We start from the raw sequence: 19,820 nt of genomic DNA, 5'->3' as shown, positions 1-19,820 counted from the left end.
GTCAAAGCCACAGGAAAACAGCCTATGACGACCGCATCCGACATCATGAAGCAGATCAAGGACAACGACGTGAAATTCGTCGACCTTCGCTTCACCGACCCCAAGGGCAAGCTGCAGCATCTGACGATGGACGTCGCCGAGGTCGAGGAGGACATGTTCGCCGACGGCGTCATGTTCGACGGCTCGTCCGTCGCCGGCTGGAAGGCCATCAACGAGTCCGACATGGTGCTGATGCCCGATCCCGAGACGGTGCACATGGACCCCTTCTTCGCACAGTCGACCATGGTCATCCTGTGCGACATCCTCGATCCGATCTCCGGCGAAGCCTACAACCGCGATCCGCGCGGCACCGCCAAGAAGGCAGAGGCCTACCTGAAGGCCGAAGGCATCGGCGACACCATCTATGTCGGCCCGGAAGCCGAGTTCTTCGTCTTCGACGACGTCAAGTTCAAGGCCGACCCCTATAACACCGGCTTCAAGCTCGACGGCGCCGACCTGCCGTCGAACGACGACACCGACTACGAGACCGGCAACCTCGGCCACCGGCCGCGCATGAAGGGCGGCTATTTCCCGGTGCCGCCGATCGACAACTGCCAGGACATGCGCTCCGAGATGCTGACCGTGCTCACCGAAATGGGTGTCAGGGTGGAAAAGCATCACCATGAGGTCGCCGCCGGCCAGCACGAGCTCGGCATCAAGTTCGACACGCTGGTGCGCAACGCCGACAAGATCCTGATGTACAAATACGTCGTGCACCAAGTCGCCAACGCCTACGGCAAGACGGCCACCTTCATGCCGAAGCCGGTCTTCGGCGACAACGGCTCGGGCATGCACGTCAACATGTCGATCTGGAAGGGCGGCAAGCCGACCTTCGCCGGCAACGAGTATGCCGGCCTGTCGGAAAGCTGCCTGTTCTTCATCGGCGGCGTCATCAAGCACGCCAAGGCGATCAACGCCTTCACCAACCCGCTGACCAACTCCTACAAGCGGCTGGTGCCGGGCTACGAGGCCCCTGTCCTGCTCGCCTATTCGGCACGCAACCGCTCGGCCTCCTGCCGCATTCCGTTCGGCAACTCGCCGAAGGCCAAGCGCCTGGAGGTCCGCTTCCCCGATCCGGGCGCGAACCCGTATCTTGCCTTCGCGGCCCTTCTGATGGCCGGCATCGACGGCATCAAGAACAAGATCCATCCCGGCCAGCCGATGGACAAGGACCTCTACGACCTGCCGCCGAAGGAACTGAAGCGGATTCCGACCGTGTGCGGCAGCCTGCGCGAAGCGCTTCAGAGCCTCGACAAGGACCGCGGCTTCCTCAAGGCCGGCGGCGTCTTCGACGACGACCAGATCGATTCCTACATCGAGCTGAAGATGATCGAGGTGATGCGTTTCGAAATGACGCCGCATCCGGTCGAGTACGATATGTACTATTCGGTGTGAGATCGGCCGTTCAGGCAGATTGTCTCGACCACCAGAACCCCGGCGCCAGCGCCGGGGTTTTGCTTTGCGGGTCCTGTGTCAGGAAACCTGGCGCGGCTCCGGTGCAAAGGTGCTCAGGGACAGCCACCTCTGGATCGCGTTGGCGATCGGGCGCTCGCCTTCCAGTTCCAGCCGCCCAGCCTCGAGTTCGCGCGGAATGGCAGCAAACCCCATCCAGATGGCCGTCATCGTGCGTAGCGAACTTCGCACGAGCAGGTTGACCTCGTAGCCCGGATCGGAACTGCACAGGTCGACCTCACCGTTCTCGATGACCATCCACCAATTTCGCTGGGCGTCCCGCAATTCCGGATACTGAAACTGTATCGTGCATTTTCTGGCCGGTAGCGGCTGGGGATCGAGCTTGCGGCGGATGTCCCACATCAACAACGAGGGATCGAGATTCTGGAGCGACAGTTGAGACTCTATCCATCTCTGCCCCCAGAAACCCATGCCGAGGATGATCGGACCCAGCTCCTCGCCGGCGGCCGACAAACGGTACTCCGTCGAACCCGAGCTGCCGGGCGCCGTGACGATGACGCCAGCTTTTTCCAGATCTTTCAGACGCTTGGACAAAAGCGACGGCGACATGCGCGGCACGCCGCGCCGTAGATCGTTGAAGCGTGTGCTGCCGCACAGGAGTTCGCGCACAACAAGGGCTGTCCAGCGCGTGCAGAGAATCTCCGCAGCCATGGAGACGGGACAAAACTGGCCGTAACTGCCTTGATCGCCCATCGTCGGATGCTCGGTCGTTGGCCTTTCCAATTATAGCCGCATGCGCTCTACCTGCCAAGAAACCCCTGCCTGCGCCATTTGCGGTACAGTCCGTGGACTGGAGCGGCCAACGCCTGAACGGCATCCTTCGCCATCGATGTCGTGAAGGAGGTTTCAATGTCCACCCAGACAATCACAAGAGAAGTGGAAGATGCGCAGGCGACGCCAGTCGAAAAGGTGCGGTTGCTGGTTCCAGAAATCGCCGCGAGAGCAGAAGCCGCAGATGCGAACGACGAGTTCGTCGCCGTCAACTACGCCGCTCTGAAACAGGCGGGTCTTGCCAGGGCCGGCGTGCCGGCCGCGCTCGGCGGCGGCGACGCCGACATCCGTCAACTCTCGGCGATGCTGCAGGAGATCGCGCGCCACTGCGGCTCCACCGCCCTCGCCTTCGCGATGCACACCCACCAGGTCGCGATCCCCGCATGGCGCTGGCGCCACCAGAAGGTAACGGCCGTCGAGCCGTTGCTGAAGCGCGTCGCCAGCGACGGCATTATCCTGCTCTCCAGCGGCGGGTCGGACTGGGTCGGGGGTGCTGGCTGGGCCGCCAGGGTGGAAGGCGGCTATCGCATCACCGCCCGGAAGGTCTTCACGTCCGGATCGCCGATCGGCGACATGCTGATGACCACCGCCCTCATCAAACCCGATGGAGACAGCCCGCCGGAGACGATCATCCATTTCCCGGTTTCCATGAAGGCGGCGGAGGTGAAAGTGCTCGACAACTGGCGCACGCTGGGCATGCGCGGAACCGGCTCCAACGACGTCATTATCGAGGGCCTCTTCGTCCCTGACAGCGCCGTCGCCTTGTCCCGCAAAGCCGGGGAATGGCATCCGCTGTTCCAGGTGATCGCGACGATCGCAATTCCGCTGATCTATTCGGTGTATCTTGGAGTGGCGGAATCCGCGCGCGACATCGCCCTGGACCTGGCTAGGCGCAAGCAGCCGAACTCGGACACCGTCGCGCTCGCGGGGCGGATGGAAACGGCGCTGCGCGCCGCGCAACTGGCCCATCGCTGGATGCTCGATGTCATAGACAGGAACGCGCCGTCCGCGGACACCGTCAACGAGGTGATGATCGGCCGCAACCTGGTGGCCGAAAATGCGATCGCCGCGGTGACGCTTGCCATGGAGGTCGCAGGCGGTGCGGGGTTTTATCGGTCGAACGGACTGGAGCGTCGATTCCGGGACATCCAGGGGGCCCGGTACCATCCCCTTCAACCAGGCCCACAGTCCCGGTTTGCCGGTGCTACGGCGCTCGGCCTGCCCACCGCCGGCATCTATTGATACGGGCGACGAAAAACCCGGCGGTTTCCCGCCGGGTTTTTGCTTTTGGAGAAGACTGGGCTTGAAGCCGCTACTCTTTCTCGTCCAGATTCGTGCCCAGCGTGTCGCGCACGAAGATCGTGCCGATGACGAGCGACATGGCCGCGATCGCCACCGGATACCAGAGGCCGTAGTAGATATCGCCCTTGTAGGCGCTGAGCGCGAACACCGTCGCCGGCAGCAGGCCGCCGAACCAGCCGTTGCCGATGTGGTAGGGCAGCGACATGCCGGTGTAGCGGATGCGGGTCGGGAACATCTCCACCAGCATGGCGGCGATCGGCCCGTAGACCATGGTGACGTAGAGCACCAGCACGAACAGGATCGCGATGGTCAGCGGCCAGTTGATCCTGGCAGGATCGGCGAACATCGAGAAGGCGCCGCCATTCGGGATCGAATAGGCGGTGATCTCGGTCGCCCCTGCCGCCTCCTCGGCGGTAACGATCTTGTCGGCGATCGCCTGGGCTGCCGGCACCGTCTTTTTCTCGCCGGCGCGGATGGCGGCGGCGTCGAGCTTCAGTTCCGGATTGGCGGCGACGAAGGCGTCGAGCTTCTGGTCGGCAATCATGGCCGCAGCCCGCTTCAACGGATAGCCGCCGTCCTGCAGGGCGATGTTGATGCCCTTGGCGAACACGGCATCCTTCGCCTTGGCGTCGGCGCCGGCAGCCACCGCGTCGTAGGATTCGACCGTCTCGCTGCCGATGGTGACTGTAGCGGCCGTGCCGGGGGCCGCCGTCGTCACCACGTCATAGGGAACCGAGTTCTTCGTCAGGAAGGAGGTGGCGATGTCGCAGGAGGTGGTGAACTTCGCCGTGCCGACCGGGTTGAACTGGAACTTGCAGTCGCCGGGGGCCGCCGTAACGGTCGCCCGCACGTTCTGCTGGGCGGCCGCCAGCGTCGGGTTGGCGGCCCAGGTCAGCGCCTTGAACAGCGGGAACGTGGTCAGGATCGCCAGAACGAAGCCGGCCATGATGATCGGCTTGCGGCCGATACGGTCCGACAGCCAGCCGAAGACGACGAAGAAGATCGAGCCAATGGCGAGCGCGATGGCGATCATGATGTTGACCGACCAGGCGTCGACCTTGAGCACATTGGTGAGGAAGAACAGCGCGTAGAACTGGCCGTTGTACCACACCACGGCCTGGCCGGCGGTGAGGCCGAGCAGCGCCAGCAGCGCGATCCTGGCGTTCTTCCACTGGCCGAAAGCTTCCTTGAGCGGCGCTTTCGAGGTCTTGCCCTCGTCCTTCATGCGCTGGAAGGTCGGCGATTCGGACAATTGCAGGCGGATCCACACGGAGACGGCCAGGAGTACGAAGGAGACGATGAAGGGAATGCGCCAGCCCCACTCGGTGTAGGTCTCCTTGCTCAGCGAAGACTGCACGACAAGGATGACGATCAGCGACAGGAACAGGCCAAGCGTCGCCGTTGTCTGGATCCAGGACGTGTAGTAGCCGCGGCGGTCGTCGGGCGCGTGCTCGGCCACGTAGGTCGCCGCACCGCCATATTCGCCGCCCAGCGCCAGGCCTTGAAGCATGCGCAGCAGGATCAGGATGATGGGTGCCGCCATACCCCAGCTTGCATAGCCGGGCAGCACGCCGACCAGGAAGGTCGACAGGCCCATGATCGTCATGGTGACGAGGAAAGTATACTTGCGGCCGACGAGGTCGCCGACGCGGCCGAACACCAGCGCGCCGAATGGGCGCACCAGGAAGCCCGCCGCGAAGGCCAGCAGCGCGAAGATGTTGCGCGTCGCCTCGGGAATGGCGGAGGAGAAGAAGGTCGAGCCGATGAAGGCGGCGAGCGATCCGTAGAGATAGAAATCGTACCATTCGAAGACCGTGCCGAGCGACGAGGCGAAGATGACCTTCTTTTCCTCCCGCGTCATGCCGCGGCTGGCTCTGCCGGCGGTGGTCGATGCCACTGTCATGACTGTTCTCCCATCAAGCGTTGCGATGCTGCGCCGGCAAGCCCGCACCTCCTCCTCGGGATGCGGACGGGCAGCGGACGCAGGCGCAAACTGGCAGAAAGTCGCGACCGACGGCAGAGAGCCTTTGGGATTACGGCTTTGGTCTAATTTTCAAGGGGATGGCGAAAAGCCGTCAAATCAATCCAGCGCGGCAAGCAGGCCCGCCGCCGCCAGCATGTCACGCTTGCGCTGGGCGCGGCGCGACAGGGCCTCGGCGTCCTGCCCCCACTGGTCGATCTGCCAGTCCTCGTCGACATGGGCGGCGAGCCACGCCGCTTCGGTGTCGAGTCCGCCGGCCTCGACCGCCAGCGCCAGCAGCGCCGAACCGGTCAGCGACGTCATGACGTGCAGCGCCGCAAGCCTGAGCGGATCGGCACGGCGGGCGAGATGCGCGCCGAGCACAGCGATCGTGCCGCGCGGCTGCTCGACATGGATGACGCCTTCGGCGAGGTTGAAGCGCGCACCGAGTTCGCTGCGCGCCCAGTCCAGCACCGGGTCCCAATGCTCGTTCTGGCGATCGACCAGCCCTTGTGGGCTGTCCGCGCGGTAGCACAGCAGATCGGACGAGGCGAACCGCAATATGTCTTCCAGCACCGCCTGCGGATCGGCGGCGACACCGTCGATGGCCGTGTTGACCAGCCTGAGCGTTGGCATGGTCACCGGATCGATGACCTTTTCCTGCGCCTCGAACTCGCCAGCCACCAGAGCGGCAGCCGTCGCGTTCGGCAGCGCCAGCAGCGCCTTGCCGGGCGTGCGCACCGGCTTGCCGTCGAGCCGCACGCCAAAGGCGTCGCCGTCCGGCTCCACCGAGACGGCCTTGTAGAACCGCTTGGGCAGCGGCGTCCGCATCTGGATCTGGGCACGGCGAACCGGATCGGGATCGGACAGCAGCTTGCCGGCTTCAAGATCGCTCAAAATATCACGCATCGGGCACCTCACCCGGTATCTGGCGTCGCGCAGGCTTGTTGACAATGACCAATCCGGCAACGATCAGCACAAGCGCCGCGAAAATACCGGCCGAAAGCGGCTCGCCCAGGAACAGCGCGCCGCACAGAACGCCGAAGACCGGCGTCAGGAAGGCGAAGCTCGACAGGCCCGAGGCCGGATAGCGGCCGAGCATCCAGAACCACAGCACATAGGTGAAGGCGACGATGAAGACGGCCTGGAACAGCAGCGCCAGCGCCGGCACCAGCGCGAAGGCACGCACCGGCGGCCCTGAGAACGGCAGGACCAGAAGGCCGACCACCGCCGCACCCGCCAGTTGGTAGAGCAGAAGCTTCTCCGCCGGCACGGTGGTGAGGTTGGAGCGCTTGATGAGGATGTTCGTCGCGGCCCACGCGACGCCGGCGCCGAGACTGAGCAGGTCGCCGGTGAGCATGCTTTGCTCGTAGGCGCCGAGCTTGTCGGCAAACACCACGATCAGCCCGGCAAAGGCCAGCACAAGGCCGAACACCTTGCGCGTCGTCATGCGTTCGCCGAGCAGGAAATGGCCGCCGAGCAGCATCCAGAACGGCATGGCGTTCACCAGCAGCGTGTTGCGCGCCACCGTCGTGTGCTCCAGGCCGATATAGAGGAACAGGAACTCGACGCCGAACAGCAGGCCGACGCCGATGCCGGCCGCAAGCGTACCGTCGTGGCTCAGAAGCGCGATGCCGCGCCAGCGGCACCAAGCGACCACGCACAGGCCGCCGAGCAGCGAACGCATGATGGAAACGAAGACCGGGTCGAAGCCTGCGTAGGAAATCTTGGCGGCGACGTAGTTCAGCCCCCAGGAAAAGGTGATGCCGACCATCAGCGCGGCCGCGGTGGCATCGATGGCGTCGTAGCGCGTCAGCGCAGGCGCGGTCACGTCCCCTCCTCCGCGCTCTGCTCGTCGAAACCGATCAGGTTCCAGCTCTGGCGCATATGCGGCGGCATGGGCGCCGTGACGTCGAGCACGCCCTGCCCCGGATGCGGAATGCGGATGCGGCGCGCGTGCAGGTGCAGCCGGTTCTGGATGCCGCCGGGAAATTCCCAGTTGGTGTCGGCCTCGAAATATTTCGGATCGCCGATGATCGGGCAGCCGATATAGGCGGCATGGACGCGCAGCTGGTGGGTGCGGCCGGTATAGGGCTCCATCTCCAACCAGGTCAGCGAGCGTGCCGCCTGCTCAACGACACGATAGAAGGAAACGGCGTGGTCGGCGCCCTTCTCGCCATGTTTGGCGACGCGCATGCGGTCGCCGTCGGGCGTCTGCTCCTTGACCAGCCAGGTCGAGATCTTGTCCTCGCGCTTCGGTGGCACGCCCTTGACCAGCGCCCAGTAGGTCTTCTTGGTCTCGCGGGCGCGGAAGGCTTCCGACAGCTTCATGGCGGCAAGGCGCGTGCGTGCCACCACCAGCACGCCCGACGTATCGCGGTCGAGGCGGTGGACGAGGCGCGGCTTCTCGCCCTTCTTGTTGCGCCAGGCTTCCAGCATGTCGTCGACGTTGCGCGTCACGCCCGAGCCGCCCTGCACGGCAAGTCCCGCCGGCTTGTTGAAGACGAACACCTTGTCGTCCTCGTGCAGCAGCATCTTGGCCAGCACGTCGGCATCGTCCTGGTTGCGGATCGAATGGCCGGTGAGGTTGGCGTCGCCCTTTTTGTCGACGTCCAGCGGCGGAATGCGCACCACTTGCCCCGGCTCGACCCGCGTGTCGGTCTTGGCGCGGCCGCCGTCGACGCGCACCTGTCCCGAGCGCAGCAATTTCTGCAGATGGCCGAAGCCGAGGCCCGGGTAGTGGGCCTTGAACCAGCGGTCGAGACGCATGCCCGCTTCGCCTGCTTCAACGGTAATTTGTTCGACGCCAGCCATGACCGGCTATCTGCCGTGCCTTTTCAGCGGCGGCAAGGGCTTCAGACGAGATTTCTGACGAGCCAGAAGGCGGCGAACAGGGCAAGGATGCCGCCGACGACGGAAACCAGCACATAAGCCAGCGCCGGGCCGAGCGCGCCGCGTTCCCACAGCGCGGCGAAATCGAGCGAGAAGGAGGAGAAGGTGGTGTAGCCACCGAGGATGCCGGTGGCGACGAACAGGCGCAGTTCGTTGGAAGCGCCGAAGCGCCGCGCCAGCAATTCGATGAAGGCGCCCATAGCGAAGGAACCGGTGATGTTGATGATCATCGTGCCCCAGGGATAGCCGGAGCCGAGAAGGCGCATGGCGCCCATGTTGAGGAGGTGGCGGATACCAGCCCCTATTCCGCCGCCGACGATCACCAGCCCGAGATTCAGCATGGCCGATGTCTAGAACATCGGCCATGCATAGGGAAGCTATGGATCGCTGCCGTGGCTATTCCGACAGCATGGCGTAGCGGACGACGAACAGCGCAGCCACGATCCAGGTCGCGGCATGGATGACGCGCCACTTGCCGGTAGCCGCCTTGAGGATGACGTAGCTGATGAAGCCGAAGGCCAGGCCGTTGGCGATGGAGTAGGTGAACGGCATGATGATGGCCGTCAGTGCCGCCGGCGTCGCCTCGGTGACGTCGGTCCAGTCGATCTCCACCAGTTCGTGCAGCATCAGGCCGGCGACGTAGAGCAGCGCCGGGGCCGTGGCGTAGCCCGGCACGGAGCCCGCCAGCGGCGAGATGAACAGCGCCGCCAGGAACAGCACCGCGATGGTCAGCGCCGTGAGGCCCGTGCGGCCGCCGGCCTGGACCCCCGAGGCGCTCTCGACATAGGCCGTGGTGCTGGAGGTGCCGAGCAGCGAGCCGACGGTGATGGCCGTTGAATCGGCCAGCAAGGCGCGGCCGAGGTTGCTCTTCTTGCCCTCCTCGATCAGGCCGGCGCGCTTGGAGACGCCGATCAGCGTGCCGGTGGCGTCGAACACCTCGACCAGCACGAAGACCAGGATGACGTGCAGGAAGCCGGCATGCAGCGCGCCCATGATGTCGAGTTGCAGGAAGGTCGGCGCCAGGCTCGGCGGCGCCGAAACGATGCCGTGGAACTCGCTGACACCGAGCGCCATCGAGGCCAGCGTGACGACGAGGATGCCGATCAATATCGCGCCCTTCACCTTCAGCGCGTCGAGGCCGGCGATGACGAAGAAGCCGAAGATGGCAAGCAGCGTACCGGTATTGCCGAGGTCGCCGAGGCCGACCAGCGTCGCCGGGTTGGCGACGACGATGCCCGAGGTCTTCAGCGCGATGATCGCCAGGAACAGGCCGATGCCGACGGCAATGGCGCTACGCAGCGATTTCGGAATACCGCGGATCAGCCAGGCGCGCGCACCGGTAACGGTGAGCAGCAGGAAGATCACGCCCGAGATGAACACGGCGCCCAGCGCCTGCTGCCAGGAAAAGCCCATGGCGGCGACGACGGTGAAGGCGAAGAAGGCGTTCAGTCCCATGCCCGGCGCCATGCCGATCGGCCAGTTGGCGACCATGCCCATGACGGCCGAGCCGATGGCCGCGGCCACGCAGGTGGCAACGAAGACGGCGTTGCGGTCCATGCCCGTCGAGGACAGGATGTCCGGGTTGACGAAGATGATGTAGGACATGGTCAGGAAAGTGGTCAGGCCGGCCACCAGTTCGGTGCGCACGGTGGTGCCATTTTCCGACAATCTGAAAAACTTATCGAGCATTGTTCCTCCCGGTCGCCACAATGGCTGCCTATCCCCGACAGCCGTAACGCCCTGCCCTCTGGCCACGCGATATCCGGCTGTTCTCCCGACCTGTAGTCTGTCGCCCGGGTGGCATGCCGAGCGCAAGGGGCTACTCGGGCAACCCGGTTTGAAGCTGTTTCAAGTTTTCGGGCAGTCTGGCGAAGCGGACCGGTGTCAGTCCTGCCGCTCGCGGCGCAGCTTCGACCAGTAGTCGAGGCGCTTGCGGATATCGCGCTCGAAGCCGCGCTCGGGCGGATCGTAGAAGGTCCGGCGGCCCATCTTCTCGGGGAAATAGTCCTGGCCCGAGAAGGCGTCCGGCTCGTCGTGGTCGTAGCGATAGCCCGAGCCGTAGTCCTCTTCCTTCATCAGCTTGGTCGGCGCGTTGAGGATGTGCTTGGGCGGCAGTAGCGAACCGTGTTCCTTGGCCGCGCGGGTCGCCGCCTTGAAAGCGGTGTAGACCGCGTTCGACTTCGGCGCGGTCGCCAGATAAACGCAGGCCTGCGCGAAGGCCAGCTCGCCTTCCGGCGAGCCGAGATAGTCGTAGGCGTCCTTGGCCGCGTTGGCGACGACCAGCGCCTGCGGGTCGGCCAGGCCGATATCCTCCACCGCCATGCGCACCAGCCGGCGGCCGAGGTAGAGCGGATCCTCGCCGGCGTCGAACATGCGGCAAAGATAGTAGAGCGCGGCATCCGGATCGGAGCCGCGCACGGATTTATGCAGCGCCGAGATCAGGTTGTAGTGGCCGTCCTGCCCCTTGTCGTAGATCGGCGCGCGGCGCTGGACGATGCGTTGGAGGCCCTCGGCGTCGAACACCTCGCCGGGCTTGGCGGCGCGCCACACTTCTTCCGCCAGCGTGAGCGAGGCGCGGCCGTCGCCGTCGGCCATGCGCGCAAGCACCGCCCTCGCCTCGGCGTCCAGCGGCAGCGCGCTGCCCTGCATGGCCTCGGCGCGGGCCAAAAGCTTCTCGATGCTGTCCTCGCCAAGCGAATGGAAGACCAGCACCCGCGCCCGCGACAGAAGCGCGGCATTCAGCTCGAACGACGGATTCTCGGTCGTGGCGCCCACCAGAATGACGGTGCCGTCTTCCATGACGGGCAGGAAACTGTCCTGCTGGGCGCGGTTGAAGCGATGGATCTCGTCGACGAACAGCAAGGTCTGGCGACCGTTGGCGCGGCGCAGACGGGCCGCCTCGAACACCTTCTTCAGGTCGGCGACGCCGGTGAAGATCGCCGAGATCTGCTCGAAGGCTAGCTTCGTCTCGCCGGCCAAGAGCCGCGCCACGGTCGTCTTGCCGGTGCCGGGCGGCCCCCAGAAGATCATCGAGCCGAGCGAGCCGGAAGCGATCAGGCGCGTCAGCGCGCCGTCCGGTCCGGTAAGGTGCTCCTGGCCGACCACCTCGGCAAGCGTCTTCGGCCGCATGCGATCGGCAAGCGGTTGACCGGGCGGCGGCGCCTTGGGTTCGTCGGTGTTGAAAAGGTCGGCCATGATGGCGCGAATATAGGCGTGGCCGGCGCCGAGAACCAGCGCCGGCCTAGAGAGCCCACAGGCCGATCAGTAGCGCAGCACCTGACGCAGGAGCTGGCCGTTGCGTTCGACGGTGAAGCGCCACCAGCGGGTGTTCTGCGCGACGGCCTGTTCCAGCTTCTGGGCGCTGTCGATGGTCGCGCCGTTGACCTCGCGCACGATGTCGCCCGGCTGGAAGCCGAAATCGGCGGCGGGCGAATTGGGATCGACATCGACGACGGTGACGCCCTTCAAATCGGCGTTCATGCCGAGGCGCTGGGCAAGCCTGGGCGACAGGAGCGCCACCTTGGCGCCGGCGAAGGGACTGCGGCCGCGCAGCACCACCTGCGTGGAGGCCGCCCCCTCGGGCGCGCGCTCCAGCACAATGTCGACCGTCTTCTGCTCGCCCTTGGTGAGGATGCCCAGTTGCGCGGTGGCGCCGATCGGCTGCGTCGCCAGCCGGTAGCCAAGCGCGTCGACGTTCTCCAGCGCGGTGCCGTTGAAGGTCAGCACGACATCGCCCGGCTTCAGGCCCGCTTTCTGCGAGGGACCGTTCGGCTCGACCGCCGAAACCAGCGCGCCATAGGGCTTGTCCATGCCGAGCGATTCGGCGATCTGCGGCGTCACGAGGTCGAAGGTGGCGCCGATATAGGGCCGCTCGAAGAAATCGCGGCCGGCTTTCGCCGCCTCCACGAAGGCATGCACCATGTTGGAAGGAATGGCGAAACCGATGCCGATGGAACCGCCGCTGCGGCTGTAAATGGCGGTGTTGATGCCGATCAGCTGGCCGGCCATGTTGATGAGCGCGCCGCCGGAATTGCCGGGATTGATGGCTGCGTCGGTCTGGATGAAGAAGCCGGAATCGGAAATGCCGATATGGGTGCGTGCCAGCGCCGAGACGATGCCGCTGGTCGTCGTCTGGCCGACACCGAAGGGATTGCCGATGGCCAGCACCAGATCGCCGACCTGCAGCGCGTCGGAATCGCCGATGGGCACCGTCGGGAACGGCTTGTCCGATTCGATCTTGAGCACGGCGAGGTCGAGCGTCTCGTCCTTCAGGAGAATCTTGGAGGTGAATTCGCGGCCATCGGAAGTCGCGACCTTGACCTCGTCGGCGCCCTTGATGACATGGAAATTGGTAACGATGATGCCGCTCGGGTCGACCAGCACGCCGGAGCCCAGCGACGACTGGGCGCGCGGCTGCGAACGGCCGAAGAACTGCTCGAAGAACGGGTCGCCTTCGAAGGGCGAAACGACCTTGGCTGTCTGCGAGGCATAGACGTTGACCACCGCCGGCGCGGTCTGCTTGACCAGCGGGGCGAAGGAAAGCTGCATCTCCTCGCGCCCGAAGGGCACGCGGCGGTCGGGGCCGGCGGTGGCATCGTCGCCTTCGGCGCCGTGCAGCAGGTCGGTCAGCACCTCGGTCAGGCCGGGTTCGTTGTTCTTGTCCTCAGCCACCGCGCGGCCGACCGTCAGCGCGGCAAAAGCCGCCATCAGGGCACAGGCGAGATAGAGCATCGGCCTTCTGGCGCGCATGAACGAATCCTCCAACGGTCGGGCGCCATTGTCGCGACGATTGTGCAAAATGAAAGGCCGCACAGAGCAATCTCTGTGCGGCCCTGCAAAGGAAGCGCCGGCCGGATCGGCCGACGCCTTTGGCAACCGGCTTACTGCGCGTCGGCGCGCTGCTCGGGCTGGAGCTTCAGCGCATCGGAGATGGTGTAGAACATGTCCGTCTGGTCGGTCAGGCCGGCGAAGTTGGGGGCATGCGGACCAAAGGCGGCGACGCGGAGCTGCGCGCCGGTGTGTTCCTGGTCGTCCGCTTCTTCGGAGTTCCCGTAGGTCACCGTCATCACCGTGCCGTCCCTGGTGTTGAGCGCCTGGGTGAGGCCGGGCGCCTTCACCCCGTTCGGGATGATCTGGCTGGCATGGGCGTGGTCGGCCGTGACGATGATCAGCGTCTTGCCGTCGGCTTTGGCGAAGTCGAGGCCGACCTGCACGGCCTCGTCGAGATCGACCGTCTCGCCGATCTGGCCGCAGGGGTTGGCCGCGTGGTCCTGCTTGTCGATGGAGGCGCCCTCGACCTGCAGGAAGAAGCCCTTGTCGTTGGTCTTCAGGAGTTCGATCGCCTTGTCGGTCATCGCCGCCAGCGTCGGCACCGAGGCGGCGCGCTCGGCGTTGGGCTCGCAGGTTATGGCCGGCTGGTCGATGTTGCCGTAGTGGGCGGCCTTCGGCCCCTTCCAGCGCACCGGCATGTTGCCTTCCGAAAACAGGCCGAGCACCGGCTTGTCCTGATCGGCCACCGTGACGGCGGCCAGTTCGTCCGCGTTCGTCACGACGGCAAAACCGCGCTCCCTGGCTTGGTCGAGCAGCGTCTTGTCCTTCCAGTCGCCGGCCCTGGCGACCTCGCCGAAGCTCTTGGCGCCGCCACCCAGCACGACGTCGGCGCGGGTATTCAGGAGTTGTTCGGAGATGGAGCCGAGGCCGCCATTCTCCAACGCGTCGGCCGGGCATTTTTCCGCGGTGGCCTTCGGCCCGTAGCACTTGCGCTGCGCGACATGGGCGAGCAGCACGGCCGGCGTGGCGTCCTGGATTTCGGCGGTGGAGACGTCGCCGGTGGCGAGCCCCGCCGCCTTGGCAAGCTCGATCAGCGTCCTGTGCGGCTTGCCTTGGACATCGACGCCGACGGCGCCGTTGTAGGTCTTCACGCCGGTTGCCCAAGCGGTGCCGGAAGCGGCCGAATCGGTGACGTAGCTCGGCTTGGCGGTTTCCTTGTCGAGCGCATAGTGGGTGTACTGGCCGGTGATCGGCAGGGCGTCGATGCCCTTGAAGAAGCCCCCGGCACCTTCGGCATAGTTGCGCGCCACGGTGATCTCGGAATCACCCATACCGTCGCCGATGAACAGGATGACGTTCTTCACCTCGCCGTCGTTGATCATGGCCTGCAAGGCAGCGGTGGCGTCGCCGTTGAGCCGGCGGGCGCCGCCGGGCTGGGTGATGTCGCCCTTGGCGGCGCGCTGGAGGTAGGCGTTGGCGGCATCCTGCGCCTGGCCGGCGCCGGAAGCGAGTAAGGTCGCGGCAGCAACGGTGGCCAGCAGGGAATGGCGTGAATATCTGGTCATCTCGAATCGTCCTTCGAACGGGTTGGGGATCGCTCTTTGCTCTCCCCTTCTGTTCCAAACGCATGACCGTGCGATGACGATGCGATTAAAGGGCTATGACGATGCACAGCCGGCATCGGCGCAACGAAAAGGGGGCGCAACGAAAAAGGGGCCCGAAGGCCCCTAAATTCGTTCTGCGAAAGACCGCGCCTGTCAGGCTGCGGCTTCCTCCGTGCCTTCCGCCTCAAGGCGGGCGCGGTCGGCGGCGCCCTTGGCGGACGTGTCGCGGTCGACGAACTCGATGACGGCCATCGGGGCGTTGTCGCCCTGGCGGAAGCCGGCCTTCATGATGCGCAGGTAGCCGCCGTGACGCTCCGCATAACGCGGCGCGATGGTGTCGAACAGGCGCTTGACGACGCCCTCGTTGCCGATCTGGGCGATCACCTGGCGGCGGGCGTGCAGGTCGCCACGCTTGCCGAGCGTCACCAGCTTCTCGACGATGGGACGCAGGTCCTTCGCCTTCGGCAGGGTGGTGACGATCTGCTCATGCTCGATGAGCGAGACGGCGAGGTTGGCGAACATCGCCTTGCGATGGCTCTGGCTGCGGGAGAAGCGGCGGCCCTGGAAACCGTGGCGCATGGGTCTTTTCCTTCTTCAATTGTTCAAGAGGCCACGGCCTCTGATGGTTTTCCACATGGCCGTCGGACCGGCGAACCGGTCCTTGGCACCATGTTCTATTTACTTCTATGCCGCATTTCCGGACGCAAAACCGCGTTGCACTTTTGCTGGAAATGCTTCTGTTCAGTACTGGTCTTCGTAACGCTTGGCGAGATCTTCGATGTTCTCCGGCGGCCAGTCCGGCACTTCCATGCCGAGGTGCAGGCCCATTGCCGCGAGCACTTCCTTGATCTCGTTCAGCGACTTGCGGCCGAAGTTCGGGGTGCGCAGCATCTCCGCCTCGGTCTTCTGGATCAGATCGCCGATGTAGACGATGTTGTCGTTCTTCAGGCAGTTGGCCGAACGGACCGACAGCTCCAGCTCGTCCACCTTCTTGAGCAGCGCCGGGTTGAAGGCGAGCTCGGTGACGGCCTCGGTGGCGACTTCCTTGTGCGGCTCCTCGAAGTTGACGAACAGGCCAAGCTGATCCTGCAGGATGCGGGCAGCGAAAGCCACCGCGTCCTCGCCCGAGATCGAACCGTCGGTCTCGATCGACATGGTCAGCTTGTCCTTGTCGAGTTCCTCGCCATGGCGAGTGTTCTCGACCTTGTAGGACACCTTCTTGACCGGCGAGTAGAGCGAGTCGACCGGGATCAGGCCGATCGGCGCGTCCTCCGCGCGGTTGCGCTCGGCCGGCACGTAGCCCTTGCCGGTGTCGACGGTGAACTCCATGCGGATTTCCGCGCCCTCGTCCAGCGTGCAGATGACGTGGTCGGGGTTGAGGATCTCGACGTCGCCCACGGTCTGGATGTCGCCGGCGGTGACGGCGCCCGGACCCTGCTTGCGCACGACCATGCGCTTGGGGCCGTCGCCTTCCATCTTGATGGCGATTTCCTTGATGTTGAGGACGATGTCCGTGACGTCCTCACGCACGCCGGCGATGGAGGAGAACTCGTGCAGCACGCCGTCGATCTGGACGGCGGTGACGGCGGCGCCGCGCAGCGACGACAGAAGCACGCGCCGCAACGCGTTGCCGAGCGTCAGGCCGAAGCCGCGCTCGAGCGGTTCGGCGACCAGCGTGGTCAGCGTCTTGTTCTTGGAGGAGAACTCGATCTTGTTCGGCTTGATCAGGTCCTGCCAGTTTTTCTGGATCATGTTGCCTTCCTTCCGTTTCCCCGCCACCATCCAATCGTGGCAGGCGACCTGGAAACCGCAAAGGCGCCCGTTATTCGCGGGCGCCGATACGGACCTTTATTCTTGTTAGACGCGCCGCTTCTTGCGCGGACGGCAGCCATTGTGCGGGATCGGCGTCACGTCGCGGATCGAGGTGATCATGAAGCCGGCCGCCTGCAGTGCGCGCAGCGCCGATTCACGACCCGAGCCCGGACCACAGACCTCGACCTCAAGGGTGCGCATGCCATGCTCCTGCGCCTTCTTGGCGACGTCCTCGGCAGCCATCTGGGCGGCGAACGGGGTCGACTTGCGCGAACCCTTGAACCCCTGCGCACCCGCCGACGACCAGGCAATCGCATTGCCCTGCGCATCGGAAATGGTGATCATGGTGTTGTTGAAGGTCGAATTGACGTGGGCGACGCCCGACGAAATGTTCTTGCGTTCGCGGCGGCGAACGCGGGTGGCTTCCTTGGCCATGTCTTTCCTTTCAGTCGATCTCTACGCCGCCGTAATGCCAGCGGCTACACCTTGGGAGGGCAGTAGGTGGGTAGGGCAATAGGGCAGTATGCTTGAACGCGAACTTACTGCCCTAGTGCCTTAATGCCCTACTCCCCTAAATTACTTCTTCTTGCCCGCGATCGCCTTCGCCGGACCCTTGCGGGTGCGGGCGTTGGTGTGCGTGCGCTGGCCGCGGACCGGCAGCGAGCGGCGGTGACGCAGGCCGCGATAGCTGCCCAGATCCATCAGCCGCTTGATGTTCATCGAGACTTCGCGGCGCAGGTCACCTTCGACCTGGTAGTCGCGGTCGATGGTCTCGCGGATGGCGAGCACCTCGGCGTCGGTGAGCTGGTTGACGCGGCGCTCGGCGGGGATGCCGACCTTGTCGACGATCTCCTGGGCAAACTTCTTGCCGATGCCGTGGATGTACTGGAGCGCGATGACGACGCGCTTGTTGGTCGGGATGTTGACGCCGGCTATACGGGCCATTTTCTCTCTTCTCCATATGGGCCAGCAAAGCTGGCGCTATCCAAGATGTCCCGCGTCCGGTGGAGCCCGGCCCTTGCGGGAGTTCCAGTTCAAAGCCGTCTTGCCTCGTCCGTGCGGACAAGCAAGCCTCGTGCCTGATCGGGAGACGGGCCGCCATACGCCACAGCGGCCTCCCCGTCAAGGGCAGTCTTCGATTTTCAGGTCAGGCGCCGGCGAGAACGCCTTCGATCTGACGGGTCACCGCATCGATGTCAGCCATGCCGTCGACGCTCTTCAGGCTGCCCTTGGCGTAGTAGTAGCCGATGAGCGGGGCGGTCTTCTTGTAATATTCGCGCAGGCGTTCCTCGAACACCTCCGGATTGTCGTCCTTGCGCACCGGCTGCCCGGCCGCCTCGGCCTCCTTCGCCCGCTTGACGATGCGGCCGACGAGCGCCTTGTCGTCGACGACCAGCTCGACCACGGCGTCGAGCTTGAGGCCGCGTTCGGCCAGCATCGCTTCCACCGCATCGGCCTGCGGCAGTGTGCGCGGATAGCCGTCGAGGATGAAGCCGCCCGCGCAATCGGGCTGGTCGATCCGCTCGGCGACGATGGCGTTGACGATGGCGTCCGACACCAGTTCGCCGGCATCCATCACCGCCTTGGCGCGCTTGCCGACCTCGGTGCCGTTCTTCACCGCCGCGCGCAGCATGTCGCCGGTGGAGAGTTGCGGCACGCCGTTTCTCTCGACGATGCGCTGTGCCTGCGTCCCCTTGCCCGCTCCCGGCGGGCCAAGCAATATCAACCTCATCTGCCTCTCTTACCCCCGCGCAACTTCGACTTCTTGATCAGACCTTCGTACTGGTGCGCGATCAGGTGCCCCTGGATCTGCGCGACCGTATCGAGCGTTACACTGACGACGATCAGAAGCGAAGTGCCACCAAGGTAGAACGGTATCCCAGTTGCGGCGATCAGGTATTCGGGCAGAAGGCAGACGGCGACCAGATAGATGGCGCCGACAACCGTGATGCGGGTGAGTACATAGTCGATGTAGTCGGCCGTGCGCTCGCCCGGACGATAGCCGGGGATGAAGCCCGAGTGCTTCTTGAGCTGGTCGGCCGTCTCCTTCGGATTGAACACGATGGCCGTGTAGAAGAAGGTGAAGAAGGCGATCATGCCGCCGTAGAAGAGCATGTAGAGCGGCTGGCCGTGGCCGAGCGCGGCCAGGATCGTGTTCGCCCATCCCGGCATGTTGGTGGTGTTGGAGAAGCCGGCCAGCGTCGCCGGCAGCAGCAGAAGCGAGGACGCGAAGATCGGCGGGATGACGCCCGAGGTGTTGAGCTTCAGCGGCAGGTGCGAGGTGTCGCCCTGGAACATGCGGTTGCCGACCTGGCGCTTCGGATACTGGATCAGAAGCCGGCGCTGGGCGCGCTCGAAGAAGACGATCAGCGCCACGACGACGACGGCGAGCACGATGATGGCCAGGATCAAGCCGGTCGACAGCGAGCCGGTACGGCCCATCTCCAGCGTCGCGCCGAGCGCGCGCGGCATGCCGGCGATGATGCCTGCCATGATGATCAGCGACACGCCGTTGCCGATGCCGCGGGCGGTGACCTGCTCGCCCAGCCACATCAGGAACATGGTGCCGCCGGTCAGGCTGATGACCGTGGAAAGCTGGAAGAACAGGCCGGGATGGATGACCATGTTGTTGCCGCTCTGCAGGCCCACCGCAATGCCGTAGGACTGGACGATGGCGAGCAGCACGGTGCCGTAGCGGGTGTACTGGTTGATGATCTTGCGGCCCTGCTCGCCTTCCTTCTTCAAGGCTTCGAGCGAGGGAATGACCGACGTCATCAACTGCATGATGATGGAGGCGGAAATGTAGGGCATGACGCCCAGAGCGAAGATCGCCATGCGCTCGACGGCGCCGCCGGCGAACATGTTGAACATGCCCAGCACGCCGCCGCTCTGCTGCTTGAAGGCCTGGGCGAAGGCCTCCGGGTTGATGCCCGGCAGCGGGATGTAGGTGCCGAGCCGGTAGACCAGCATCGCGCCGAGCGTGAACCAGATGCGCTTCTTGAGTTCCTCGGCCTTGGCGAAGGTGGCGAAATTCAGATTGGAAGCAAGTTGTTCAGCAGCCGAAGCCATGCCTGATTCTCCGCCGGTGCATCTCCGCTTCCTTCGAAGCGCGGAAACGCTCGCTTTTGTTTTCTCGCAATTCCGGGTGGAAAACCGATTCCCGCTTGTCCTGGAATTGCTCTAGGTCTCGCTGCAAA

18 protein-coding genes are annotated in these 19,820 nt (G+C 64.9%); 2 read left to right on the top strand and 16 right to left on the bottom strand.

All coding sequences use genetic code 11. The features are described from left to right. Window positions 1-24 precede the first annotated feature (24 nt). Window positions 25-1,434, top strand: a complete 1,410-nt coding sequence (gene glnA, locus FGU64_RS01470) for a type I glutamate--ammonia ligase (protein WP_139950592.1) — start codon at window positions 25-27, stop codon at window positions 1,432-1,434. 78 nt (window positions 1,435-1,512) lie between these two features. On the opposite strand, the gene FGU64_RS01465 is transcribed toward glnA, so the two are convergent. After that, entirely contained in the window at window positions 1,513-2,205 is a 693-nt protein-coding gene (locus FGU64_RS01465; protein ID WP_139950591.1) for a helix-turn-helix domain-containing protein, read from the bottom strand. 156 nt (window positions 2,206-2,361) lie between these two features. Here FGU64_RS01465 and FGU64_RS01460 point away from each other — a divergent pair, with 156 nt between their 5' ends. Then, window positions 2,362-3,525, top strand: a complete 1,164-nt coding sequence (locus FGU64_RS01460; RefSeq protein WP_136355370.1) for an acyl-CoA dehydrogenase family protein — start codon at window positions 2,362-2,364, stop codon at window positions 3,523-3,525. Window positions 3,526-3,595: 70 nt separating this feature from the next. Here FGU64_RS01460 and FGU64_RS01455 read toward each other — a convergent pair whose 3' ends face one another. The 15 genes from FGU64_RS01455 to secY form a co-directional block, all read right to left on the bottom strand. Then, window positions 3,596-5,488: an MFS transporter gene (locus tag FGU64_RS01455; RefSeq protein ID WP_139950590.1), complete on the bottom strand. Its 1,893-nt coding sequence runs from the start codon at window positions 5,486-5,488 to the stop codon at window positions 3,596-3,598. A 177-nt stretch (window positions 5,489-5,665) separates the two neighbouring features. Beyond that, window positions 5,666-6,454, bottom strand: coding sequence for an ATP12 family protein (locus tag FGU64_RS01450; protein ID WP_139950589.1), 789 nt, complete (start codon window positions 6,452-6,454; stop codon window positions 5,666-5,668). Beyond that, window positions 6,447-7,319 carry a DMT family transporter gene (locus FGU64_RS01445; RefSeq protein WP_139955223.1) on the bottom strand — a complete coding sequence of 291 codons (873 nt, stop codon included), beginning with the start codon at window positions 7,317-7,319 and terminating at the stop codon, window positions 6,447-6,449. Before FGU64_RS01445 ends, FGU64_RS01450 begins: the two co-directional genes overlap by 8 nt. A gap of 53 nt (window positions 7,320-7,372) precedes the next feature. Continuing rightward, window positions 7,373-8,359, bottom strand: a complete 987-nt coding sequence (locus FGU64_RS01440; protein ID WP_139950588.1) for an RluA family pseudouridine synthase — start codon at window positions 8,357-8,359, stop codon at window positions 7,373-7,375. Window positions 8,360-8,400: 41 nt separating this feature from the next. Further along, the gene (gene crcB, locus FGU64_RS01435) at window positions 8,401-8,778 is read right to left on the bottom strand and encodes a fluoride efflux transporter CrcB (RefSeq protein ID WP_139950587.1); all 378 of its coding nucleotides are present in this window, start codon (window positions 8,776-8,778) and stop codon (window positions 8,401-8,403) included. A gap of 55 nt (window positions 8,779-8,833) precedes the next feature. Further along, window positions 8,834-10,126 (bottom strand): NCS2 family permease, encoded by a 1,293-nt coding sequence (locus tag FGU64_RS01430; RefSeq protein WP_136355361.1) that lies wholly within the window; start codon window positions 10,124-10,126, stop codon window positions 8,834-8,836. Window positions 10,127-10,321: 195 nt separating this feature from the next. Beyond that, window positions 10,322-11,632, bottom strand: coding sequence for a replication-associated recombination protein A (locus FGU64_RS01425; protein ID WP_139950586.1), 1,311 nt, complete (start codon window positions 11,630-11,632; stop codon window positions 10,322-10,324). Window positions 11,633-11,698: 66 nt separating this feature from the next. Next, window positions 11,699-13,186, bottom strand: a complete 1,488-nt coding sequence (locus tag FGU64_RS01420) for a DegQ family serine endoprotease (protein ID WP_139950585.1) — start codon at window positions 13,184-13,186, stop codon at window positions 11,699-11,701. A 131-nt stretch (window positions 13,187-13,317) separates the two neighbouring features. Next, on the bottom strand, window positions 13,318-14,772 hold the full coding sequence (gene phoA / locus FGU64_RS01415; protein WP_139950584.1) for an alkaline phosphatase: 1,455 nt from the start codon (window positions 14,770-14,772) through the stop codon (window positions 13,318-13,320). Window positions 14,773-14,964: 192 nt separating this feature from the next. After that, window positions 14,965-15,390 (bottom strand): 50S ribosomal protein L17, encoded by a 426-nt coding sequence (gene rplQ, locus FGU64_RS01410; protein ID WP_139950583.1) that lies wholly within the window; start codon window positions 15,388-15,390, stop codon window positions 14,965-14,967. 162 nt (window positions 15,391-15,552) lie between these two features. After that, window positions 15,553-16,563: a DNA-directed RNA polymerase subunit alpha gene (locus tag FGU64_RS01405; RefSeq protein ID WP_136355351.1), complete on the bottom strand. Its 1,011-nt coding sequence runs from the start codon at window positions 16,561-16,563 to the stop codon at window positions 15,553-15,555. A 105-nt stretch (window positions 16,564-16,668) separates the two neighbouring features. Then, window positions 16,669-17,058, bottom strand: a complete 390-nt coding sequence (rpsK, locus tag FGU64_RS01400; RefSeq protein ID WP_136355348.1) for a 30S ribosomal protein S11 — start codon at window positions 17,056-17,058, stop codon at window positions 16,669-16,671. Between the two features lie 141 nt (window positions 17,059-17,199). Further along, window positions 17,200-17,568: a 30S ribosomal protein S13 gene (gene rpsM / locus FGU64_RS01395; protein WP_136355345.1), complete on the bottom strand. Its 369-nt coding sequence runs from the start codon at window positions 17,566-17,568 to the stop codon at window positions 17,200-17,202. Between the two features lie 202 nt (window positions 17,569-17,770). Beyond that, a complete protein-coding gene (locus FGU64_RS01390) occupies window positions 17,771-18,355 on the bottom strand; it encodes an adenylate kinase (RefSeq protein WP_139950582.1) in 585 nt (194 codons plus the stop codon). Continuing rightward, window positions 18,352-19,692, bottom strand: a complete 1,341-nt coding sequence (gene secY, locus FGU64_RS01385) for a preprotein translocase subunit SecY (RefSeq protein WP_136355341.1) — start codon at window positions 19,690-19,692, stop codon at window positions 18,352-18,354. Before secY ends, FGU64_RS01390 begins: the two co-directional genes overlap by 4 nt. Window positions 19,693-19,820 lie beyond the last annotated feature (128 nt).

The organism is Mesorhizobium sp. 8, assembly GCF_006351905.1.
In the GTDB taxonomy this organism is placed as follows: domain Bacteria; phylum Pseudomonadota; class Alphaproteobacteria; order Rhizobiales; family Rhizobiaceae; genus Mesorhizobium; species Mesorhizobium composti.
This window is presented reverse-complemented; position numbering and strand designations above follow the sequence as displayed.